Source organism: Streptomyces flavidovirens DSM 40150 (assembly GCF_000429085.1).
Lineage (GTDB): Bacteria > Actinomycetota > Actinomycetes > Streptomycetales > Streptomycetaceae > Streptomyces > Streptomyces flavidovirens.
Map to the genome: position 1 here is coordinate 369,222 of NZ_AUBE01000004.1, position 15,495 is coordinate 384,716.

Genomic DNA, 15,495 nt, shown 5'->3' on the forward strand with positions numbered 1-15,495 from the left:
TCCCGACGTCAGCGGATACAGTCACGGTTGCGCCAACTACGGGGACAGGAGAGGGCCATTACCGCCAACCGGCAGACGAACTGGGCGTTCGCCGACGCCTTTGTCGCCGAGGACGAAGCCCTGCACTGGGCGCGTGATCTGGCCCGGGAGGCAGGACTGCGCGCGGTGTCTCCCGGCACAGGTGCCGCGCTGCGGCTCCTCGCCGCCACCGCGGACGCCAAGGCAGTGGCCGAAATCGGTACGGGTACGGGCGTTTCCGGCATCTATCTGCTCAACGGGATGCGGCCCGACGGCGTACTCACCACCGTGGACCCCGAGCCGGAGTGGCAGCAGTTCGCCCGCGAGGCGTTCCGCGCGGCCGGCTACGCCGCGAACCGCGCGCGTTTCATCCCCGGACACGCCCTCGACGTACTTCCCCGTCTCGCCGACGGGGGGTACGACCTCGTCTTCTGCGACGGCGACCGGCTTGAGTACATGGACTACCTCGCTGAATCGTTGCGCCTGCTGAAGCCCGGCGGAATCGTCGTGTTCGAGGGCGTTTTCGCGGACGGCCGCACGGTCGACTCGGCCGCGCAGCCCGCGGAGGTCCTGCGTCTGCGTGAGCTGCTGCGCGCGGTGCGCGAGAGCCGCCGACTCCTCCCCACGCTGCTCCCGGTGGGCGACGGCCTGCTCTGCGCGGTACGCCGCGACTGACCGGCGCCGACGCGCCGCCCCCGCGCACAGCACTGCCCCGGCACGCTTGCGGCGTACCGGGGCAGTGAAAAGTTCGGGCGCTTCCGCGTCAGCCGACGACCTTCTTCAGAGCGTCGCCGAGCGCATCGGCCTCATCCGGAGTCAGCTCGACGACAAGTCGTCCGCCGCCTTCGAGCGGAACGCGCATGACGATGCCCCGCCCCTCCTTGGTCACCTCGAGCGGGCCGTCGCCCGTTCGCGGCTTCATGGCCGCCATGCTCGTTCCCCTTCCTGAAACCAGCTCATCGCAGCCGGCGGCCCCGTGTCGGGCAGCTGTGTCACCGGCATCGAACACATTGCTTCCAGGTCATTATCCCGCATGGCGGACCCCAATGACCAACATCGCTCGGCATCGCTTGTGCAACGCGCTCTCTCAAAACCACTCAATTCGGCGGTCCGCCTGCGATACTTCGCCGCCGCCGGGCACCCAGCGACCTCACATTGTTAGACGCAGGTCACATGTGCAGCCCCGGTGATCTCCGCCATGCTGGGCAGGACATGCCTGCCCGAGCCGCAAAAGGGGACCCATCCATGGCCGACACCGTGCTCTACGAGGTGACCGACGGACTCGCGACGATCACCATCAATCGTCCCGACGCCATGAACGCCATGAACACCGAGGCCAAGGTCGCCCTGCGGGACGCGGTGCAGGCCGCGGCCGCCGATCCGGCAGTACGGGCGGTCCTGCTCACCGCCGCCGGCCGGGCGTTCTGTGTGGGGCAGGACCTCAAGGAGCACATCGCCTCACTCGCCGCCGACCGCGAGACGGGTACCGGCCAGACCATGAGCACGGTGCGCGAGCACTACAACCCCATCGTGCGGGCCCTCACCGAGATGCCGAAGCCCGTCGTCGCCGGAGTCAACGGCGTCGCCGCCGGCGCGGGCGCGGGCTTCGCGTTCGCCGCGGACTACCGGGTCGTCGCCGACACCGCCGCCTTCAACACCTCCTTCGCGGGGGTCGCGCTGACCGCCGACTCGGGCGTCTCGTGGACGCTGCCGCGCCTGATCGGCCGGAGCCGCGCCGCCGACCTGCTGCTTTTCCCGCGCTCGATCTCCGCGCAGGAGGCCTTCGACCTGGGCATCGCCAACAAACTGGTGCCCGCCGCCGACCTGGCCGCCGAGGCCGCGACCGTCGCCCGCACCCTGGCCGCGGGCCCGACGCTCGCGTACGCCGCGCTCAAGGAGTCCATGGCGTACGGCGCGGACCACAGCCTGAGCGAGACCCTCGAAAAGGAGGACGAACTCCAGGCGCGGGCGGGCGCGTCGCAGGACCACGCCATCGCGGTCCAGGCGTTCATCGCCAAGGAGAAGCCGGCGTACCTCGGCCGCTGACGCCCGCCAGGCCCGTGCCGGCCCCGCCGCGCGCCACGCACTGAGCGAGATGGTCGTCGACCAGACCGCACGCCTGCATCAGGGCGTACGCCGTCGTCGGGCCGACGAAACGTATGCCGCGCTTCTTGAGCGCCTTGGACAGCGCTATGGACTCCGGAGTGATCGCGGGCACGTCCGAGATCGTCTGCGGGGCCGGGCGCGTCGCGGGCTCCGGAGCGTACGACCAGATCAGGGTGTCGAGCTCGCCGGGCTGCCAGCCGGCGAGCGTCCTGGCGTTGGCGAGGGTCGCCTCGATCTTGGCGCGGTTGCGGATGATGCCGGGGTCGGCGAGCAGGCGCGCGGCGTCCTCGTCGGTGAAGGCGGCCACCGACGCGATCTTGAAACCGGCGAAGGCGTTACGGAAGCCCTCGCGGCGGCGGAGGATCGTCAGCCAGGAGAGCCCGGACTGGAACGCCTCCAGGCAGAGGCGTTCGTACAGCGCGTCGTCGCCGTGGACCGGGCGGCCCCACTCCTCGTCGTGGTACGCGACGTACTCCTCGGTGGCCAGGCCCCACGGGCAGCGCGGGCGGCCGTCCGGGCCCGGCTCGGCTCCGCCGGTCATGACCGTGGCTCCTCGCCCGGCGTATCTGTGAACGAGCCGTCCTTGAAGAGGTCGGCGCCGCCGACCGCCCTGGCCTGGACACCGGCCAGGGCCGCCTCAAGCTCCGCGATCCGCGCGTCGCGCTCGGCCAGCTCGGCGCCGAGGCGGCCGAGCACGTCGTCGACGTCGCCCATCCGGTAGCCACGGGGCGCCAGCGGCAGGCGCAGCGCCTCGACATCGGCGCGGCCCACCGGCCGCGTCGCGGGCAGCGGGTCCACCAGTTGTTCGGGCGCTGCTTCGGGCAGCACCCCGCCGCTGTCGCTGCCGCCTCCGCCGACCACGGCGAGGGTGACCGCGGCGACCACCACGACCATCGCCACCACCAAGAACAAGAACACGAGCGTCTCCCCGGGCCACGCGCAAAGCGCAAACTGTCCAGTCCCGATCGTGCCATGCGGCACTGACAGTTAAGGTCGCAGGCGACCGACGCGAGGAGGAAACACGGTGCTCAGGCTGGGACGGCGCGAGTTCGCAGCGCACGAGCCGGTGATCATGGCGATCGTGAACCGGACCCCTGATTCGTTCTACGACCAGGGTGCGACGTTCCGCGACGAGCCCGCGCTCGCCCGCGTCGAGCAGGCGGTCTCGGAGGGCGCCGCCATCATCGACATCGGTGGTGTGAAGGCCGGCCCCGGCGAAGAGGTGAGCGCCGCCGAGGAGGCCCGCCGCACGGTGGGTTTCGTGGCCGAGGTGCGCCGGCGCCACCCGGACGTGGTGATCAGCGTCGACACCTGGCGGCACGAGGTGGGCGAGGCGGTCTGCGCGGCGGGGGCGGACCTGCTGAACGACGCGTGGGGCGGTGTCGATCCGCGGCTGGCCGAGGTGGCGGCCCGTTACGACGTGGGCCTGGTGTGTACGCACGCGGGCGGAGCGGAGCCGCGGACGCGGCCGCACCGGATCACGTACGACGACGTCATGGCGGACATCCTCGCCGTGACCCTCGGGCTGGCGGAGCGCGCGGAGAAGCTGGGCGTACGGCGCGACGCGATTCTGATCGATCCGGGGCACGACTTCGGGAAGAACACCCGGCACAGCCTTGAGGCGACCCGGCGGCTCGGCGAGATGGTGGAGACGGGCCGTCCTGTCCTGGTCTCGCTGTCCAACAAGGACTTCGTCGGTGAGACGCTCGACCGGCCCGTGAAGGAACGGGTGGTCGGGACGCTGGCCACGACGGCTGTTTCGGCGTGGCTGGGCGCGCAGGTCTACCGGGTGCACGAGGTCGCGGAGACGCGGCAGGTGCTGGACATGGTGGCATCCATCGCGGGCCACCGGCCTCCGGCGGTGGCGCGGCGGGGCCTGGCCTGAGGGCGCGGCGGCTGGGGGCGCGGGGCGGCTCGGGGCGCGGGGCGCCACGGCGGGCGGGCCGGGGCCGCTGCGCGGGGCTGAAGCCCGCGCAGCGGTGTCCCGGTTACCTCTCCGACTCCTTCGAGACCAGAGCCACCGCTTCCTCCACGCTGTCCGTCACGTGGAACAGCAGCAGGTCTCTCTCCGACGCCTTCCCCTGCGCGATCACCGTGTCGCGCAGCCAGTCGACCAGTCCGCTCCAGTACGCCGTGCCGAAGAGCACGATCGGGAACCGCGTGACCTTGCGGGTCTGGACCAGCGTCAGCGCCTCGAAGAGTTCGTCGAGCGTGCCGAGGCCGCCCGGCAGGACCACGAAGCCGTGCGCGTACTTCACGAACATGATTTTGCGGACGAAGAAGTAGCGGAAGTTGACGCCGATGTCGACGTGCGGGTTGATGCCCTGCTCGAAGGGCAGCTCGATCCCGAGGCCGACCGAGATGCCTTTGGCGTCCCGCGCCCCCTTGTTCGCCGCCTCCATCGCTCCGGGCCCGCCGCCCGTGATCACCGCGAACCCGGCTTCGGCCAGGCCCCTGCCGAGCTCCACGCCCGCTTCGTAGTCGGGCATGCCGGGCCGTGTGCGCGCCGAACCGAAGACGCTGATGGCGGGCGGCAGTTCGGCGAGGGCGCCGAAACCGTCCACCAGCTCCGCCTGCATCCGCATGACCCGCCAGGGGTCCGTGTGCACCCAGCCGGTATCACCGTTGGAGTCCAGCAGCCGCTGGTCGGTCGTGCCCGGCTGGATTTGGTCGCCGCGGCGCACCACAGGCCCCAGACGCTGCTCTTCCGGTACCCGCTCCTCTTCAGGAATCGCCATGCCGTACTCCCTCCGCTGCCGAACATTGTCCGGACAGCGTAGGTCCACACCCGTGACGAACAGTGAAATTCAGGCCGTCAGCCAGGCGCGAAGTCGCTCCTCGCAGTGCGTGATCCTCTCGACGGCCACGTGCTCGTCGCGCTTGTGCGCGAGAAGCGGGTTCCCCGGACCGTAATTGACCGCCGGCACCCCGACGGCGCTGAAGCGCGAGACGTCGGTCCACCCGAACTTGGGCTGAGCGGTGCCGCCCACCGCCGCCATGAACGCGGCGGCGGCCGGGTGCGAAAGACCCGGCAGGGCCGCCCCCGAGTGGTCGTCCACGACGAACTCCGCGATGTCGCAGTCCGCGAAGACCTCGCGTACGTGCGCGAGCGCCTCCTGCTCGCTGCGGTCGGGCGCGTAACGGAAGTTGACCGTCACCGTGCACGCGTCGGGGATGACGTTGCCCGCGACACCGCCCTCGATCGCGACGGCGTTGAGACCCTCGCGGTACTCCAGGCCGTCGATCACGGGCCGCCGCGGCTCGTACGCCGCCAGCCTGGCCAGGATCGGCGCGGCCGTGTGGATCGCGTTGGACCCCATCCAGCCGCGCGCCGAGTGCGCCCGCTCCCCCGCCGTGCGCAGCAGCACCCGCAGTGTGCCCTGGCAGCCGCCCTCGACCTGCCCGTCGGACGGTTCGAGGAGTACGGCGAAGTCGCCCGTCAGCCAGTCGGGGTGGGCGTCGGCGACGTGCCCGAGGCCGTTGAGGTGCGCGGCGACCTCTTCATTGTCGTAGAAGACGAAGGTCAGGTCACGGTTGGGCTCGGGGACCGTCGCGGCGATACGGAGTTGCACCGCGACGCCGGACTTCATGTCGCTCGTACCGCAGCCCCACAGAACGCCGTTCTCGTCGAGCCTGGACGGCACGTTGTCCGCGATCGGGACGGTGTCGATGTGCCCGGCCAGGATGACCCGCTCGGCGCGCCCCAGATTCGTACGGGCCACCACGTTGTTGCCGTACCGGTCGACAGTGAGGTGCGGCAGCGCGCGCAGCGCCTCCTCGACGGCGTCGGCGAGGGCCTTCTCGCCGCCGCTCACCGACGGGAAGTCGACGAGCCGGGCGGTCAGCGCGGGGGCGTCCAGGAAGAGGTCAAGCGGAGTTTCGGCCATGCCCCCGAGACTAACCGGCACTGGCCGGAGGCCGCCGGGCCGTCCGCGAAAGGAGTCGTCCCCCGGAAGGGGCGGAAACGGCCTCCAGTACCTTAGGCAGCGTGTCTGAGTCCACCACTTCCGTAACTCGCGGCCGTGCCCTGCGCATCACGGCGGGCGTCGCCGTGCTGCTCGCGCTGGCCGGGTACCTGGTGGCGCAGTACGTGACCGGCGGCGCGGGCGCACCGCGCTGCGTCGTGCGCTCCGCGGAGGGCGACGGGACGACGTACGAGCTCAGTCCGGAGCAGGCCGTGAACGCCGCGACGATCTCCGCCGTCGGCACCTCGCGCGGGCTGCCGGAGCGGGCGGTGACGATCGCGCTCGCCACCGCCCTCCAGGAGTCGGCGCTGCGCAACATCAAGTACGGCGACCGTGACTCGCTCGGCCTCTTCCAGCAGCGCCCGTCGCAGGGCTGGGGCACCCCGAAGCAGATCCTCGACCCCGGCTACTCGGCCGAGAAGTTCTACGAGCACCTGGAGAAGGTGCCCGGCTACTCCCGGCTGCCGCTGACCGTCGCCGCCCAGCGCGTCCAGCGCAGCGGTTTCCCGCAGGCGTACGCGAAACACGAGCCGGACGCGGCGCTGCTGGCCGCCGCGCTCACCGGGCGCGCGCCCGCGTCGCTGACGTGCTCGGCCCCGCGTGACGCGCAGCCGGGCAGGCCGGCCGACGTACGGGCCGCGCTGATAAGGGATTTCGGGCCGGACGTACTGCCCAAGGCTCAGGCCGCCGGGTCGGCGGACGAAGCGGACTCTGCAGGCACAGCGGACACAGCGGGCGCGGCAGGTGCGGCAGGCGCGGCAGGCGCGAGCGCGAAGTTCGGCAGCACCCCCGCCGCGGCGACCGTGACCGTGCCCGTACCCGCGCAGGCGGCGGGCGCCGCCAGGAGCGCCGGCGACCGGCGCGGCTGGGAACTCGCGCACTGGGCCGTCGCCCACGCCGCCGAGTTCCGCATCGAACAGGTCGTCTACGCCGGCCGCGTGTGGACCACCGGCGATTCAGGAAAGAAATGGCAGTCCGGGAACGCCCGGAACGGCTCCGGAGAGGTCCGGATCACCACCGCTCAATAGTGCGGGCGATCACTCGAAAGCGGTAAGCGGGCCCCGCCGCAGCGGGGGTGCGGACGCACCTGCGGACCCTCACCCCTCCAAACCCGAATTCGCCGGGAAACAAAGGGAACCGGCCCTCGTACGCCGCCTCACGGCGCGGGTTGTTTGCCCGGATTCATCCGGAGCCGATAATGCGACGCATTGCAAACTCTTTACCTTGGTGCACCGCAACCTCACCCTCCCTTTCAGCGGTTGTCACGGCGTCTGATCGTCGGACAGACAGTCTCCACATCAACCTCGTCTCTCCCGTCTAAGGAGCACCATGTCTCTCCCCCTGACCCGTCGGATCGCCCGCGCCGCACTGCTCATCGCGGCCGGCGCAGCCCCCGTGGTCGGTGCGGCCGGCTCCGCCAGCGCCGCTGAGCTCCCCGCCGCCCCGAACCTGGGTGGCCTGACCGCCCTGGACGGCGCCGGTCTCGGCGACACCGTCGACAGCACGGCGCAGAAGAGCTCCAAGACCGCGGGTGACACCGGCAGCCAGGCCGTCAAGAAGGCCGTCCCGGCCGCCGGCAAGACCGTCGGCAAGGCCGGCAAGACCGCCACCCCCGCCGCGCAGAAGGCGGCCGGTGACGTCACCGGCAGCGCCGGTGAGGTCCTCGGCGACACCACCAAGACCGCGGGTGGCGGCCTCCCGGCCGCCGACGCGCTGCCCACCGGTGGCAGCCTGCCGACCAGCTCCCTGCCCAGCACGGGCCTGCCGCTCGGCTAGTCCGTACGCAAACAGAAGGGGCCCCGGGGGAGCGTGAACTCCCCCGGGGCCCCTTCGCGTACGTACGAAGTGATCAGCCGCCGAGGCGCTTGACCGCCGCCGCGACGCGCTCGTCGGTGGCCGTGAACGCCACCCGTACGAAACGGTCTCCCGCGGGCCCGTAGAAGTCGCCCGGAGCCACCAGGATCCCCAGCCCGGCCAGGTGGGCCACCGTCTCCCAGCACGGCTGGTCGCGCGTCACCCACAGGTACAGGCTCGCCTCGCTGTGCTCGATCCGGAAGCCGTGCGCCTCCAGCGCGCCGCGCAGCGCCGCCCGCCGGGCCGCGTACCGCTCGCGCTGCTCGGCCACGTGCGTGTCGTCGCCGAGCGCCGCGACCGTCGCCGCCTGGACCGGCGCCGGGGTCATCATGCCGCCGTGCTTGCGGATCTCCAGCAGGTCGCCGAGCACGCCCGCGTCACCCGCCAGGAACGCGGCGCGGTAGCCGGCCAGGTTGGAGCGCTTGGAGAGCGAGTGGACGGCGACGATGCCCTCGTACGTACCACCGCACACATCGGGGTGCAGTACGGAAACGGGCTCGGCCTCCCAGCCCAGCTCCAGGTAGCACTCGTCGCTGAAGACCAGCACCCCGTGCTCGCGCGCCCACGCCACGATCCGGATCAGCTCGTCCTTGGCCAGGACGCGGCCCGTGGGGTTGGAGGGTGAGTTGAGCCAGAGCAGCTTGACGCGGGCGGGGTCGAGGTCCGCGACCGGATCGTTGTACGCGACCGGCTCGGCCCGCGCCAGCCGTGCGCCCACCTCGTACGTCGGATACGCGAGCCGGGGGTACGCCACCTGGTCCCCGGGGCCCAGACCCAGCTGCGTCGGCAGCCAGGCCACCAGCTCCTTCGAGCCGACCACCGGCAGGACGTTGGCGTGCGCCACACCGCGCGCCCCGAGGCGCCGCCCGGCCCACCCCGTGAGCGCGTCCCGCAGCTCGACCGTGCCCCACACCGTCGGATAGCCGGGAGAGTCCGCCGCCGCCACGAGGGCCCGCTGGATCAGCTCGGGAACCGGGTCGACGGGCGTGCCGACGGACAGGTCCACGATGCCGTCCGGATGGGCGGCCGCCGTCGCCTTGTACGGCTCCAGCTTGTCCCAGGGGAAGGTGGGCAGGCGGTCAGTGACTGCGGACACGGTGGATCGCTTTCTGGTGCTCGTACGGGCTTCGGATACGCCTCGGTCCCGTACGGCGAGCAGGCCGTACGGGACCGGGGCGGCGCACTTGCCTCGCCGCTTACTGGTTCTGCGGCGGGAGCGCTGCGATGAAGGGGTGGTCGCGCTCGATCAGGCCGAGCTTGGAAGCACCACCGGGCGAGCCGAGCTCGTCGAAGAACTCGACGTTCGCCTTGTAGTAGTCCTTCCACTCCTCGGGGGTGTCGTCCTCGTAGAAGATGGCCTCGACCGGGCAGACCGGCTCACAGGCACCACAGTCGACGCATTCGTCCGGGTGGATGTACAAGGACCGGGAGCCCTCGTAGATGCAGTCGACCGGGCACTCCTCGATGCACGCCTTGTCCTTGACGTCGACACAAGGCTGCGCGATGACGTAGGTCACGCTGTCGTTCCTCCTCGATAGGGCGCGGCGGGCCGATCTGCGGCTCCGTCCACGTGGCGCGCGGGAGCGCGGCGTCGTCGATGCCCGCCTCTAGTATCTCCGTTCCCGGGCACGATCCGAACAGGAGGGGCGGACAGAGCTGTGGAATTCACTACCGGCGGACGACTTGAGGTCCGTATTTCGCCTGATGACGTGGGCAAACGTGTATCAGTCAGGCGCCTCGACGAAGCCGGAGCGCCGGGGGCGAAGTTCGCTGACACGGTCGGTGTTCTCACATCCTGGGACAGCGGTGTGCTGACGATCACACGGCGCGACGGCGAGTCCGTCCGTATCGCGGAGTCGTCCCTGGTCGCGGGCAAGGTCGTGCCGGCCGCCCCGGCCCGGCGGCGCGGCCCCGCGGCGACCTTCGAGGAGCTCGCGCGGGTCTGCGCGCGGGCCTGGCAGCCGGTCGAGAGCGAGCCGCTCGGCGAGTGGCTGCTGCGCGCCGCCGGCGGCTTCACCCGGCGCGCCAACTCGGCGTTGCCGCTCGGTGATCCCGGCATGCCGGTCGGCGCGGCGCTGGAGCGGGTACGGGAGTGGTACGCCGCCCGGGGGCTTCCCGCGTACGTCCAGGTCGCCACCGGCGCCGAGGGCACGCAGGAGCTTCTCGCCGCCGAGCTGGAGCGGTGCGGGTGGTTCCGCGAGGTCACCGCGCAGGTACGGATCGCCGCGCTCGCCCCGATCGGCGATCTGGACGCGGACGTCTCACGGGTCCGGATCGTCCGGGCGTGCGACGCGGGCTGGCTCGCGCGGTACCAGCGGTTCGAGGAGCCGGGGCCGCACGTGACGAAGGTGCTGGCGAGCGGCCCCTCGGTGTGGTTCGCCTCCGTCCCCGGCGGCGGGGAGGTGCCCGCCGCCGGGGACGGAGGCGGGGAGGTGCCCGCCGCGATCGGGCGGTGCGTCGTCGACGGGCGGTGGGCCGGGTTCATGGCGGTCGAGGTCGACCCGGCGTACCGGCGGCAGGGGCTCGCCAGTGCGGTGATGACGGCGCTGGCCCGGCAGGCGCTGGACGAGGGCGCTTCGGCCGCGTGGCTCCAGGTCGAGGACGACAACGACGGTGCGCGGGCGCTGTACGACGGCATGGGCTTCGCCACCCATCACAGCTACCACCACTTCCGACCGGCCTAGGCGGTACGAAACACGTATGCGACGACCCACCGAGTCCGAACGACGCCGGCGCTTCGCCGAGGAAGCCCGCTCGGAGCGGCCCGACCTCGCGCTGCTGTGCCTGCTGGTGGGCGCGGAGGCGGATGCCTCGCTGGACGAGGCCGGGATGGACGCGGCCGAGATCGAACTCGACCGGCTGGCCGGTCTGCTGCCGTTTCGCCCCGGCGGGGCGCGGGGGTGGGCGTCCGCCGTGTCCGAGCTGCTGGGGGAGCGGTGCGGGTTCGGGGGGACGCCGGGGGACTACCAGCGGCTGGAGTCCTCGCTGCTGCACGAGGTGCTGCGGCGGCGGCGCGGGCTGCCGATCCTGTTGTCGGTGGTGTGGATCGAGGTGGCGCGGCGGGCGGGGGCGCCGGTGTACGGGGTCGCTCTGCCGGGGCACTTCGTCGTGGGCTTCGGCGGCCGGGACGAACAGGTGCTGGTCGACCCGTTCGACGGGGGGCGGCTGCTGACGGGGGCTGACGCGGAGCTGCTGGTGGCGGGGGCGACGGGGGAACCGCTCGACCCCTCGATGCTGGTGCCGGCGGATCCGCTGGAGATCGTGCTGCGGATCCTGAACAACATCCGGGCGTGGGCGGCGGCCCGCCCGGAGCGTACGGATGTCCAGCTGTGGGCGGTGGAGCTGTCCCTGCTGCTGCCGTCGCACGCGGCGCGGCTGAGGTTCGAGCGGGCGCAACTGCTGGTGCAGCGGGGGGATTTTCTGGGCGGGGCGGCGGAGATGGAGGCGTACGCGGACGTGGTGGCGGCGGTGGACCCCACGTCGGCGGAGGCGATCCGCCAGCGGGCGGGGGCGGCTCGGGCCCGGCTGAACTGAGGCCCTGGGGGGCTGCGGCTCTGGGTGGGCTGAGGTCCTGGGTAGGCTGCGCTGACCGGTTTCTGGTGCCGGGGGCGGGCCGCTCCGGGGGCGGCATTCGGGACTGCATGATTTAGCCGCGGATCGGCGTTCTTTGTACGACGCCCACTCCCTGCGCACAAATCACGCTTTACGTCCCGAACACCGCCCCCTGCGCGACCCGCCCCCTCCGGACGGTGGGGAGGTGCGGGTAGTGACATGCGGGTGGGGACGTGCCGGGGGGACGTGCGGGGCACCCGCCCCCTCCCGCCGGTGGGAACGTGCGGGGGGGCGGGGCGCGTCGCGGGGGGCGGGAATCTCTTAGCTCGGGTTGAGGCTGATCTCCTGTACTCGCTCCGCCGGGGTCTTGCCCAGGAGGGCCGTGCGCATGGCGAAGGCCACGTCGTCCGCGGTGACCGGGTGCTTCTTGCCGTCGCCCTTGGTGATCTGGACGCCGTCGAACACGCCCTCCAGCAGTTGCTCGATCGCCGGCTTGTTGTAGACGTCCACCAGACGGCCGTCGATCGGCTTCATGGAGAGGATCTTCGGCAGGGATCTCGCCGGGCCGAACTGGATCTGCTTGCCGCCGGCCTTGATCGTGATCAGGCCGGACATCGCGGGCTGCGCGAATTCCTTCATGGCCCGGTCGAGTTCGGCCTTGTCGATCGTCGGGGCCTTCGTGATGACGGGCAGCTCCACCGTGTTCGGCTTGCCGGTCTCCACCTGGGCGCGGTAGGCGTCCCTGACCCGGACCATTGAGCGGGCGACGTCGAGCTGCTTGCCCGCCTTCCCCGGTACGGCGATCGCCTTGCCCGGTACGAACTTGATCGTGCCCTCGCTGGCCGTGCCCGAGGTGCCCGCCAGGTCGGCGAGTGCGACGCTCAGCTTCTCCTCGTCGACCGGGATCACCGGCTGGGCGACGCGCTCGCCGCCGAAGAGGGAGCCGATCACGGAGACGGGGTTGTAGTCGCTGCCCGCGGCGCCGCGCACGGTTTCCTGGCTGTCCAGGGTGAGGCCCGCGTTGGACGGCGGGAGCTTCGTCTGCTTGCCGTCGACGGTGAGCTGAAGCGGGGTGGCGGCGCGCTTGCCGAGGGCGGCTTCAAGCTTGCCGACCGCTTCCTCCTTCGTGCCGCCGCCGATGTCGACGCCGAGGACAGTGGTGCCCTTCGGTACGTCGGAGTGGTTCATCAGGAGACCCGCGCCGTACGCCACACCGGCCACGGCCACACCGCCCACGGCCAGCAGGACCAGCTTCGAGCGGCCCTTCTTGGCGGGGGCGGTAGGGGAAGGGGGCGGTGTGGTGCGCGCGGGCGCTTCCGGGCCCGCCGGGGCGCCGGACAGGTTGGGCCCCAGGTCCGGGACGAAACGGGCGTCGGCCTGCGGCGGGGCGAACGGCGAGTGCCGGTCGGGCGGCTGGACCACGGGGATGCCACTGGTCAGCGTGTCACCGGAGACATTGCCGCCCGCCGGGGTGCCGGGGGCCGGGCTCTGGGGCGTCAGCACGGCGGTGTCGTCGCTCATGCGCGGCGGGCCCGGAACCGAGCCAGTGGCCGCACCCGGCGGACGTACACCCGCTGAGGGGCCGGAAGAGGAACCGGGGCTGGGGAACGGGCCGCCGATGCTCGGACCGGGGAACGTCGCACTGCCGGTGGCCGGACCGGCGGTCGGGCCCGAGGGGCCCACGGGGCCGACCGGACCGGGCCCGCCCGCGCCGGGGCTGCGGCGCGGCAGGGGCGCGGTGGCCCCCTGGCGCTGCGGCTCTTCCGGCGTGAAGTACGGGAGGTCGGGGCGCTGCCCGCTGCCCGGCGCCGGGTCGGGCGCGGCGGCGGACGGCGGGGGTCCGGCCGACGACTTGCGCGGCGCGAACCAGTCGCTGGCCGGCGGCTTGTCCTCGCCGGAGCCGTAGCCCGGTTCGTCCGGCAGTGCCGGCGCCCCGGTGTCCCGTGACGGCTCGGGCGGGCGCGGCGTACTGCCCGTGCGCTCGCCGTTCGCGGGCGAGGACGGCGGCTCCACGTCACCCATGGGCGTACGCATGACGACCGGCGGGATCGGCCGCGACCCGGGGATGTTGATCCGGATGCGGGTGGTCAGCGTGGTCTCGGTTCTGGGCTCGTCCGGTTCCGCCTGTCCGGCGCCCTCGGCGCCGCCGTCCTGCCCGGCGTGCGACGACGGATACTGGCGGGATCCGTACGGCGGCGTACCCGAGGGGTACGCGGCTCCGCCACGCCCCTGGGGGCCGGACGACGAACTGTCAGTTTCACGACTCAAGGCAGGTTCTCCCGGTTAGCTCCGCTCGCCCGCTCTTACCTGGTACTGCGGGCGGCTCGGCGGCGCGCACCACCATACTGGCCGCCGCCGACGGGCGCCCCGCACCCTTGGCAGCGGGTTTCCGACGGCTGTGCGGGCGCGGTTGGTTCACGGACTCAAGTGGCACGTCATTTGCCAAGTCGGGCGCCCGGCGGGCCCTGTGGCGGCAATTGCACCATCGTGGCGCAGATCACAGCGATGGCCATCCCGCCCAGCATGTAGGCGTACGACACGGAGTCGCCGCCGATGAGCAGGTCACCCTCGGGGCGGCTGACGGTCAGCAGGACGATGGCCACGAGCCATCCCGCGGCGGACGCGCCGACGCCGGACCTGGTGCCGGTGGCGTACATACCGCCGTAGAAGAGGCCTGTCGTGGCGAGCAGCGCCAGCAGCAGGCCGCCGGGGAACCACGCCGTGTGGACGAGGACGCCCGCCGCGCCGACGACCGCGCCCAGCAGGACGAGGAAGACGTAGGCGCCGATGCGGGCCGGGGTCGGGGTCATGGCGTCACTCCCGCGAAGAGGTCGGTTTCGCGGCTGCCGGCGGCGCGTTCGCCTCGTACCAACTCGTAGTACTCCGTGGTCAGGACGGGCTGCCCGAGGTTGTTGGAGAGGGCGAAGAAGTCGCCCTCCACCGCGATCTGGGTGGCGTGGGCGCGCATCGCGGCGGTCTTGGCGGCGGCGTACGCCGTGCCGTCGATCTCGGTGGTGATCACCGCGTCGTCGACCACTCCGGGGATGTCGTCCACGGCCCCGGTTGCGGGGAAGCTCACGCGGGCCGCGCGCAGGCGGGCGAAGCCGTCTTCGGCGTAGCCGCGCGGTACCCGGTTCCAGTAGATCTTGGCGATGGTGTGGGGCGCGCCGAGGTCCTCGCGGAAGCTTGCGTCGGCCGCGAGGTCGGCGGCGCGCATGGCGACGCGGTGGGCCTGGATGTGGTCGGGGTGGCCGTAGCCCCCGTCCGGGTCGTAGGTGATGAGGACCTGCGGGCGTACGGAACGGATCACCTCGACCAGGTACGCCGCGGCCTCGTCCACCGGCGCGGCCCAGAAGGCGCCTTCGCGGTGGTTCTGCGGGGCGCCCATCATCCCGGAGTCGCGGAACCGGCCGGGGCCGCCGAGGAAGCGGTGGTCGGTGACCCCGAGCTCCTTCATCGCGGCGGCCAGTTCGGCGACGCGGTGGGCGCCGAGGGTGTCGTCGCGGTCGGCTGCCAGGTGCGCGAGGGCGGGCGGGATGACCTCGCCCTCCTCGCCGAGGGTGCAGGTCACCAGGGTGACCCGGGCGCCCTCGGCGGCGTACTTGGCCATGGTGGCGCCGTTGTTGATCGACTCGTCGTCGGGGTGCGCGTGCACCAGAAGCAGACGACGGGCTGGGTGGTCCTGGTCCGTCATGGGACCACCCTACGAGGCGCCGCTCAGAACTTGATGCCCCCGATCATCCCGGCCACGTTCGTGGTCAGTTCGTTGATCGTGGGTGCGATGGAGGAGCTGGCGAGGTAGAAGCCGAGCAACACGCAAACCGCCGCGTGTCCGGCTTTGAGACCCGATTTCCGGACCATCAGGATGACGATGATCGCCAACAGCACTACCGCCGAAATCGAGAGTGCCACGGCGGTTCACCTCCACTTAATCGGGTCCAAACGGGCATGCGGACAGTCGCCAGCAGGTTCATACCCACCAAGCGCTACGGATCATAAC

At 71.9% G+C, this 15,495-nt stretch carries 18 protein-coding genes; 7 read left to right on the forward strand and 11 right to left on the reverse strand.

The annotated features are described in order from the left end of the window. Window positions 1–27: 27 nt before the first annotated feature. On the forward strand, window positions 28–693 hold the full coding sequence (locus tag G412_RS0109015) for an O-methyltransferase (RefSeq protein ID WP_028811813.1): 666 nt from the start codon (window positions 28–30) through the stop codon (window positions 691–693). 88 nt (window positions 694–781) lie between these two features. Here G412_RS0109015 and G412_RS37815 read toward each other — a convergent pair whose 3' ends face one another. Further along, window positions 782–949 (reverse strand): DUF3117 domain-containing protein, encoded by a 168-nt coding sequence (locus G412_RS37815; protein WP_003966491.1) that lies wholly within the window; start codon window positions 947–949, stop codon window positions 782–784. Between the two features lie 314 nt (window positions 950–1,263). On the opposite strand from G412_RS37815, the gene chcB reads away from it, so the two are divergent. Beyond that, entirely contained in the window at window positions 1,264–2,064 is an 801-nt protein-coding gene (chcB, locus tag G412_RS0109025; RefSeq protein ID WP_028811814.1) for a 2-cyclohexenylcarbonyl CoA isomerase, read from the forward strand. Here the strand turns inward: chcB and G412_RS0109030 are convergent. Beyond that, on the reverse strand, window positions 2,027–2,665 hold the full coding sequence (locus tag G412_RS0109030) for a DNA-3-methyladenine glycosylase I (protein WP_028811815.1): 639 nt from the start codon (window positions 2,663–2,665) through the stop codon (window positions 2,027–2,029). The two genes, chcB and G412_RS0109030, sit on opposite strands and share 38 nt — an antisense overlap. Next, window positions 2,662–3,042, reverse strand: coding sequence for a hypothetical protein (locus G412_RS33700; protein WP_051338213.1), 381 nt, complete (start codon window positions 3,040–3,042; stop codon window positions 2,662–2,664). The genes G412_RS0109030 and G412_RS33700 overlap by 4 nt, the downstream gene beginning before the upstream one ends. 106 nt (window positions 3,043–3,148) lie before the next feature. On the opposite strand from G412_RS33700, the gene folP reads away from it, so the two are divergent. After that, window positions 3,149–4,009, forward strand: coding sequence for a dihydropteroate synthase (folP, locus tag G412_RS0109040; RefSeq protein ID WP_028811816.1), 861 nt, complete (start codon window positions 3,149–3,151; stop codon window positions 4,007–4,009). Window positions 4,010–4,112: 103 nt separating this feature from the next. Here the strand turns inward: folP and G412_RS0109045 are convergent, their stop codons facing one another. Together G412_RS0109045 and dapE are read right to left on the reverse strand one after the other, a co-directional pair. Continuing rightward, entirely contained in the window at window positions 4,113–4,862 is a 750-nt protein-coding gene (locus G412_RS0109045; RefSeq protein ID WP_028811817.1) for an LOG family protein, read from the reverse strand. 69 nt (window positions 4,863–4,931) lie between these two features. Then, the gene (dapE, locus tag G412_RS0109050) at window positions 4,932–6,011 is read right to left on the reverse strand and encodes a succinyl-diaminopimelate desuccinylase (RefSeq protein ID WP_028811818.1); all 1,080 of its coding nucleotides are present in this window, start codon (window positions 6,009–6,011) and stop codon (window positions 4,932–4,934) included. A gap of 101 nt (window positions 6,012–6,112) precedes the next feature. On the opposite strand from dapE, the gene G412_RS0109055 reads away from it, so the two are divergent. After that, complete coding sequence (locus G412_RS0109055) at window positions 6,113–7,117, forward strand: VldE C-terminal domain-containing protein (RefSeq protein WP_028811819.1); 1,005 nt, start codon at window positions 6,113–6,115, stop codon at window positions 7,115–7,117. A 301-nt stretch (window positions 7,118–7,418) separates the two neighbouring features. Next, window positions 7,419–7,865, forward strand: coding sequence for a hypothetical protein (locus tag G412_RS0109060; protein ID WP_028811820.1), 447 nt, complete (start codon window positions 7,419–7,421; stop codon window positions 7,863–7,865). 73 nt (window positions 7,866–7,938) lie between these two features. Here G412_RS0109060 and G412_RS0109065 read toward each other — a convergent pair whose 3' ends face one another. After that, window positions 7,939–9,039: a bifunctional succinyldiaminopimelate transaminase/glutamate-prephenate aminotransferase gene (locus G412_RS0109065; RefSeq protein ID WP_028811821.1), complete on the reverse strand. Its 1,101-nt coding sequence runs from the start codon at window positions 9,037–9,039 to the stop codon at window positions 7,939–7,941. A 100-nt stretch (window positions 9,040–9,139) separates the two neighbouring features. After that, a complete protein-coding gene (gene fdxA, locus G412_RS0109070; protein WP_018089397.1) occupies window positions 9,140–9,460 on the reverse strand; it encodes a ferredoxin in 321 nt (106 codons plus the stop codon). 141 nt (window positions 9,461–9,601) lie between these two features. On the opposite strand from fdxA, the gene G412_RS0109075 reads away from it, so the two are divergent. Both G412_RS0109075 and G412_RS0109080 read left to right on the forward strand, forming a co-directional pair. Further along, window positions 9,602–10,627 carry a GNAT family N-acetyltransferase gene (locus tag G412_RS0109075; protein ID WP_028811822.1) on the forward strand — a complete coding sequence of 342 codons (1,026 nt, stop codon included), beginning with the start codon at window positions 9,602–9,604 and terminating at the stop codon, window positions 10,625–10,627. A 16-nt stretch (window positions 10,628–10,643) separates the two neighbouring features. Next, window positions 10,644–11,477: a transglutaminase family protein gene (locus tag G412_RS0109080; protein ID WP_028811823.1), complete on the forward strand. Its 834-nt coding sequence runs from the start codon at window positions 10,644–10,646 to the stop codon at window positions 11,475–11,477. Between the two features lie 339 nt (window positions 11,478–11,816). Here the strand turns inward: G412_RS0109080 and G412_RS0109085 are convergent, their stop codons facing one another. From G412_RS0109085 to G412_RS0109100, 4 genes are all read right to left on the reverse strand, one after another. Beyond that, window positions 11,817–13,763, reverse strand: coding sequence for a peptidoglycan binding domain-containing protein (locus G412_RS0109085; RefSeq protein WP_028811824.1), 1,947 nt, complete (start codon window positions 13,761–13,763; stop codon window positions 11,817–11,819). A 167-nt stretch (window positions 13,764–13,930) separates the two neighbouring features. Further along, a complete protein-coding gene (locus G412_RS33705; RefSeq protein WP_037648104.1) occupies window positions 13,931–14,305 on the reverse strand; it encodes a DUF6113 family protein in 375 nt (124 codons plus the stop codon). Then, window positions 14,302–15,189: an N-acetyl-1-D-myo-inositol-2-amino-2-deoxy-alpha-D-glucopyranoside deacetylase gene (gene mshB, locus G412_RS0109095; RefSeq protein ID WP_037648107.1), complete on the reverse strand. Its 888-nt coding sequence runs from the start codon at window positions 15,187–15,189 to the stop codon at window positions 14,302–14,304. The genes G412_RS33705 and mshB overlap by 4 nt, the downstream gene beginning before the upstream one ends. A 23-nt stretch (window positions 15,190–15,212) precedes the next feature. Beyond that, entirely contained in the window at window positions 15,213–15,407 is a 195-nt protein-coding gene (locus G412_RS0109100; RefSeq protein WP_028811826.1) for a hypothetical protein, read from the reverse strand. Window positions 15,408–15,495: the final 88 nt, after the last annotated feature.

Excerpts from the sequence above, each read along its gene's own strand:
- G412_RS37815 (WP_003966491.1), bottom strand. The coding sequence starts at position 949 with ATGGCGGCCATGAAGCCGCGAACGGGCGACGGCCCGCTCGAGGTGACC.
- chcB (WP_028811814.1), top strand. The coding sequence starts at position 1,264 with ATGGCCGACACCGTGCTCTACGAGGTGACCGACGGACTCGCGACGATC.
- G412_RS0109030 (WP_028811815.1), bottom strand. The coding sequence starts at position 2,665 with ATGACCGGCGGAGCCGAGCCGGGCCCGGACGGCCGCCCGCGCTGCCCG.
- G412_RS0109045 (WP_028811817.1), bottom strand. The coding sequence starts at position 4,862 with ATGGCGATTCCTGAAGAGGAGCGGGTACCGGAAGAGCAGCGTCTGGGG.
- dapE (WP_028811818.1), bottom strand. The coding sequence starts at position 6,011 with ATGGCCGAAACTCCGCTTGACCTCTTCCTGGACGCCCCCGCGCTGACC.
- G412_RS0109060 (WP_028811820.1), top strand. The coding sequence starts at position 7,419 with ATGTCTCTCCCCCTGACCCGTCGGATCGCCCGCGCCGCACTGCTCATC.
- G412_RS0109080 (WP_028811823.1), top strand. The coding sequence starts at position 10,644 with ATGCGACGACCCACCGAGTCCGAACGACGCCGGCGCTTCGCCGAGGAA.
- G412_RS33705 (WP_037648104.1), bottom strand. The coding sequence starts at position 14,305 with ATGACCCCGACCCCGGCCCGCATCGGCGCCTACGTCTTCCTCGTCCTG.
- mshB (WP_037648107.1), bottom strand. The coding sequence starts at position 15,189 with ATGACGGACCAGGACCACCCAGCCCGTCGTCTGCTTCTGGTGCACGCG.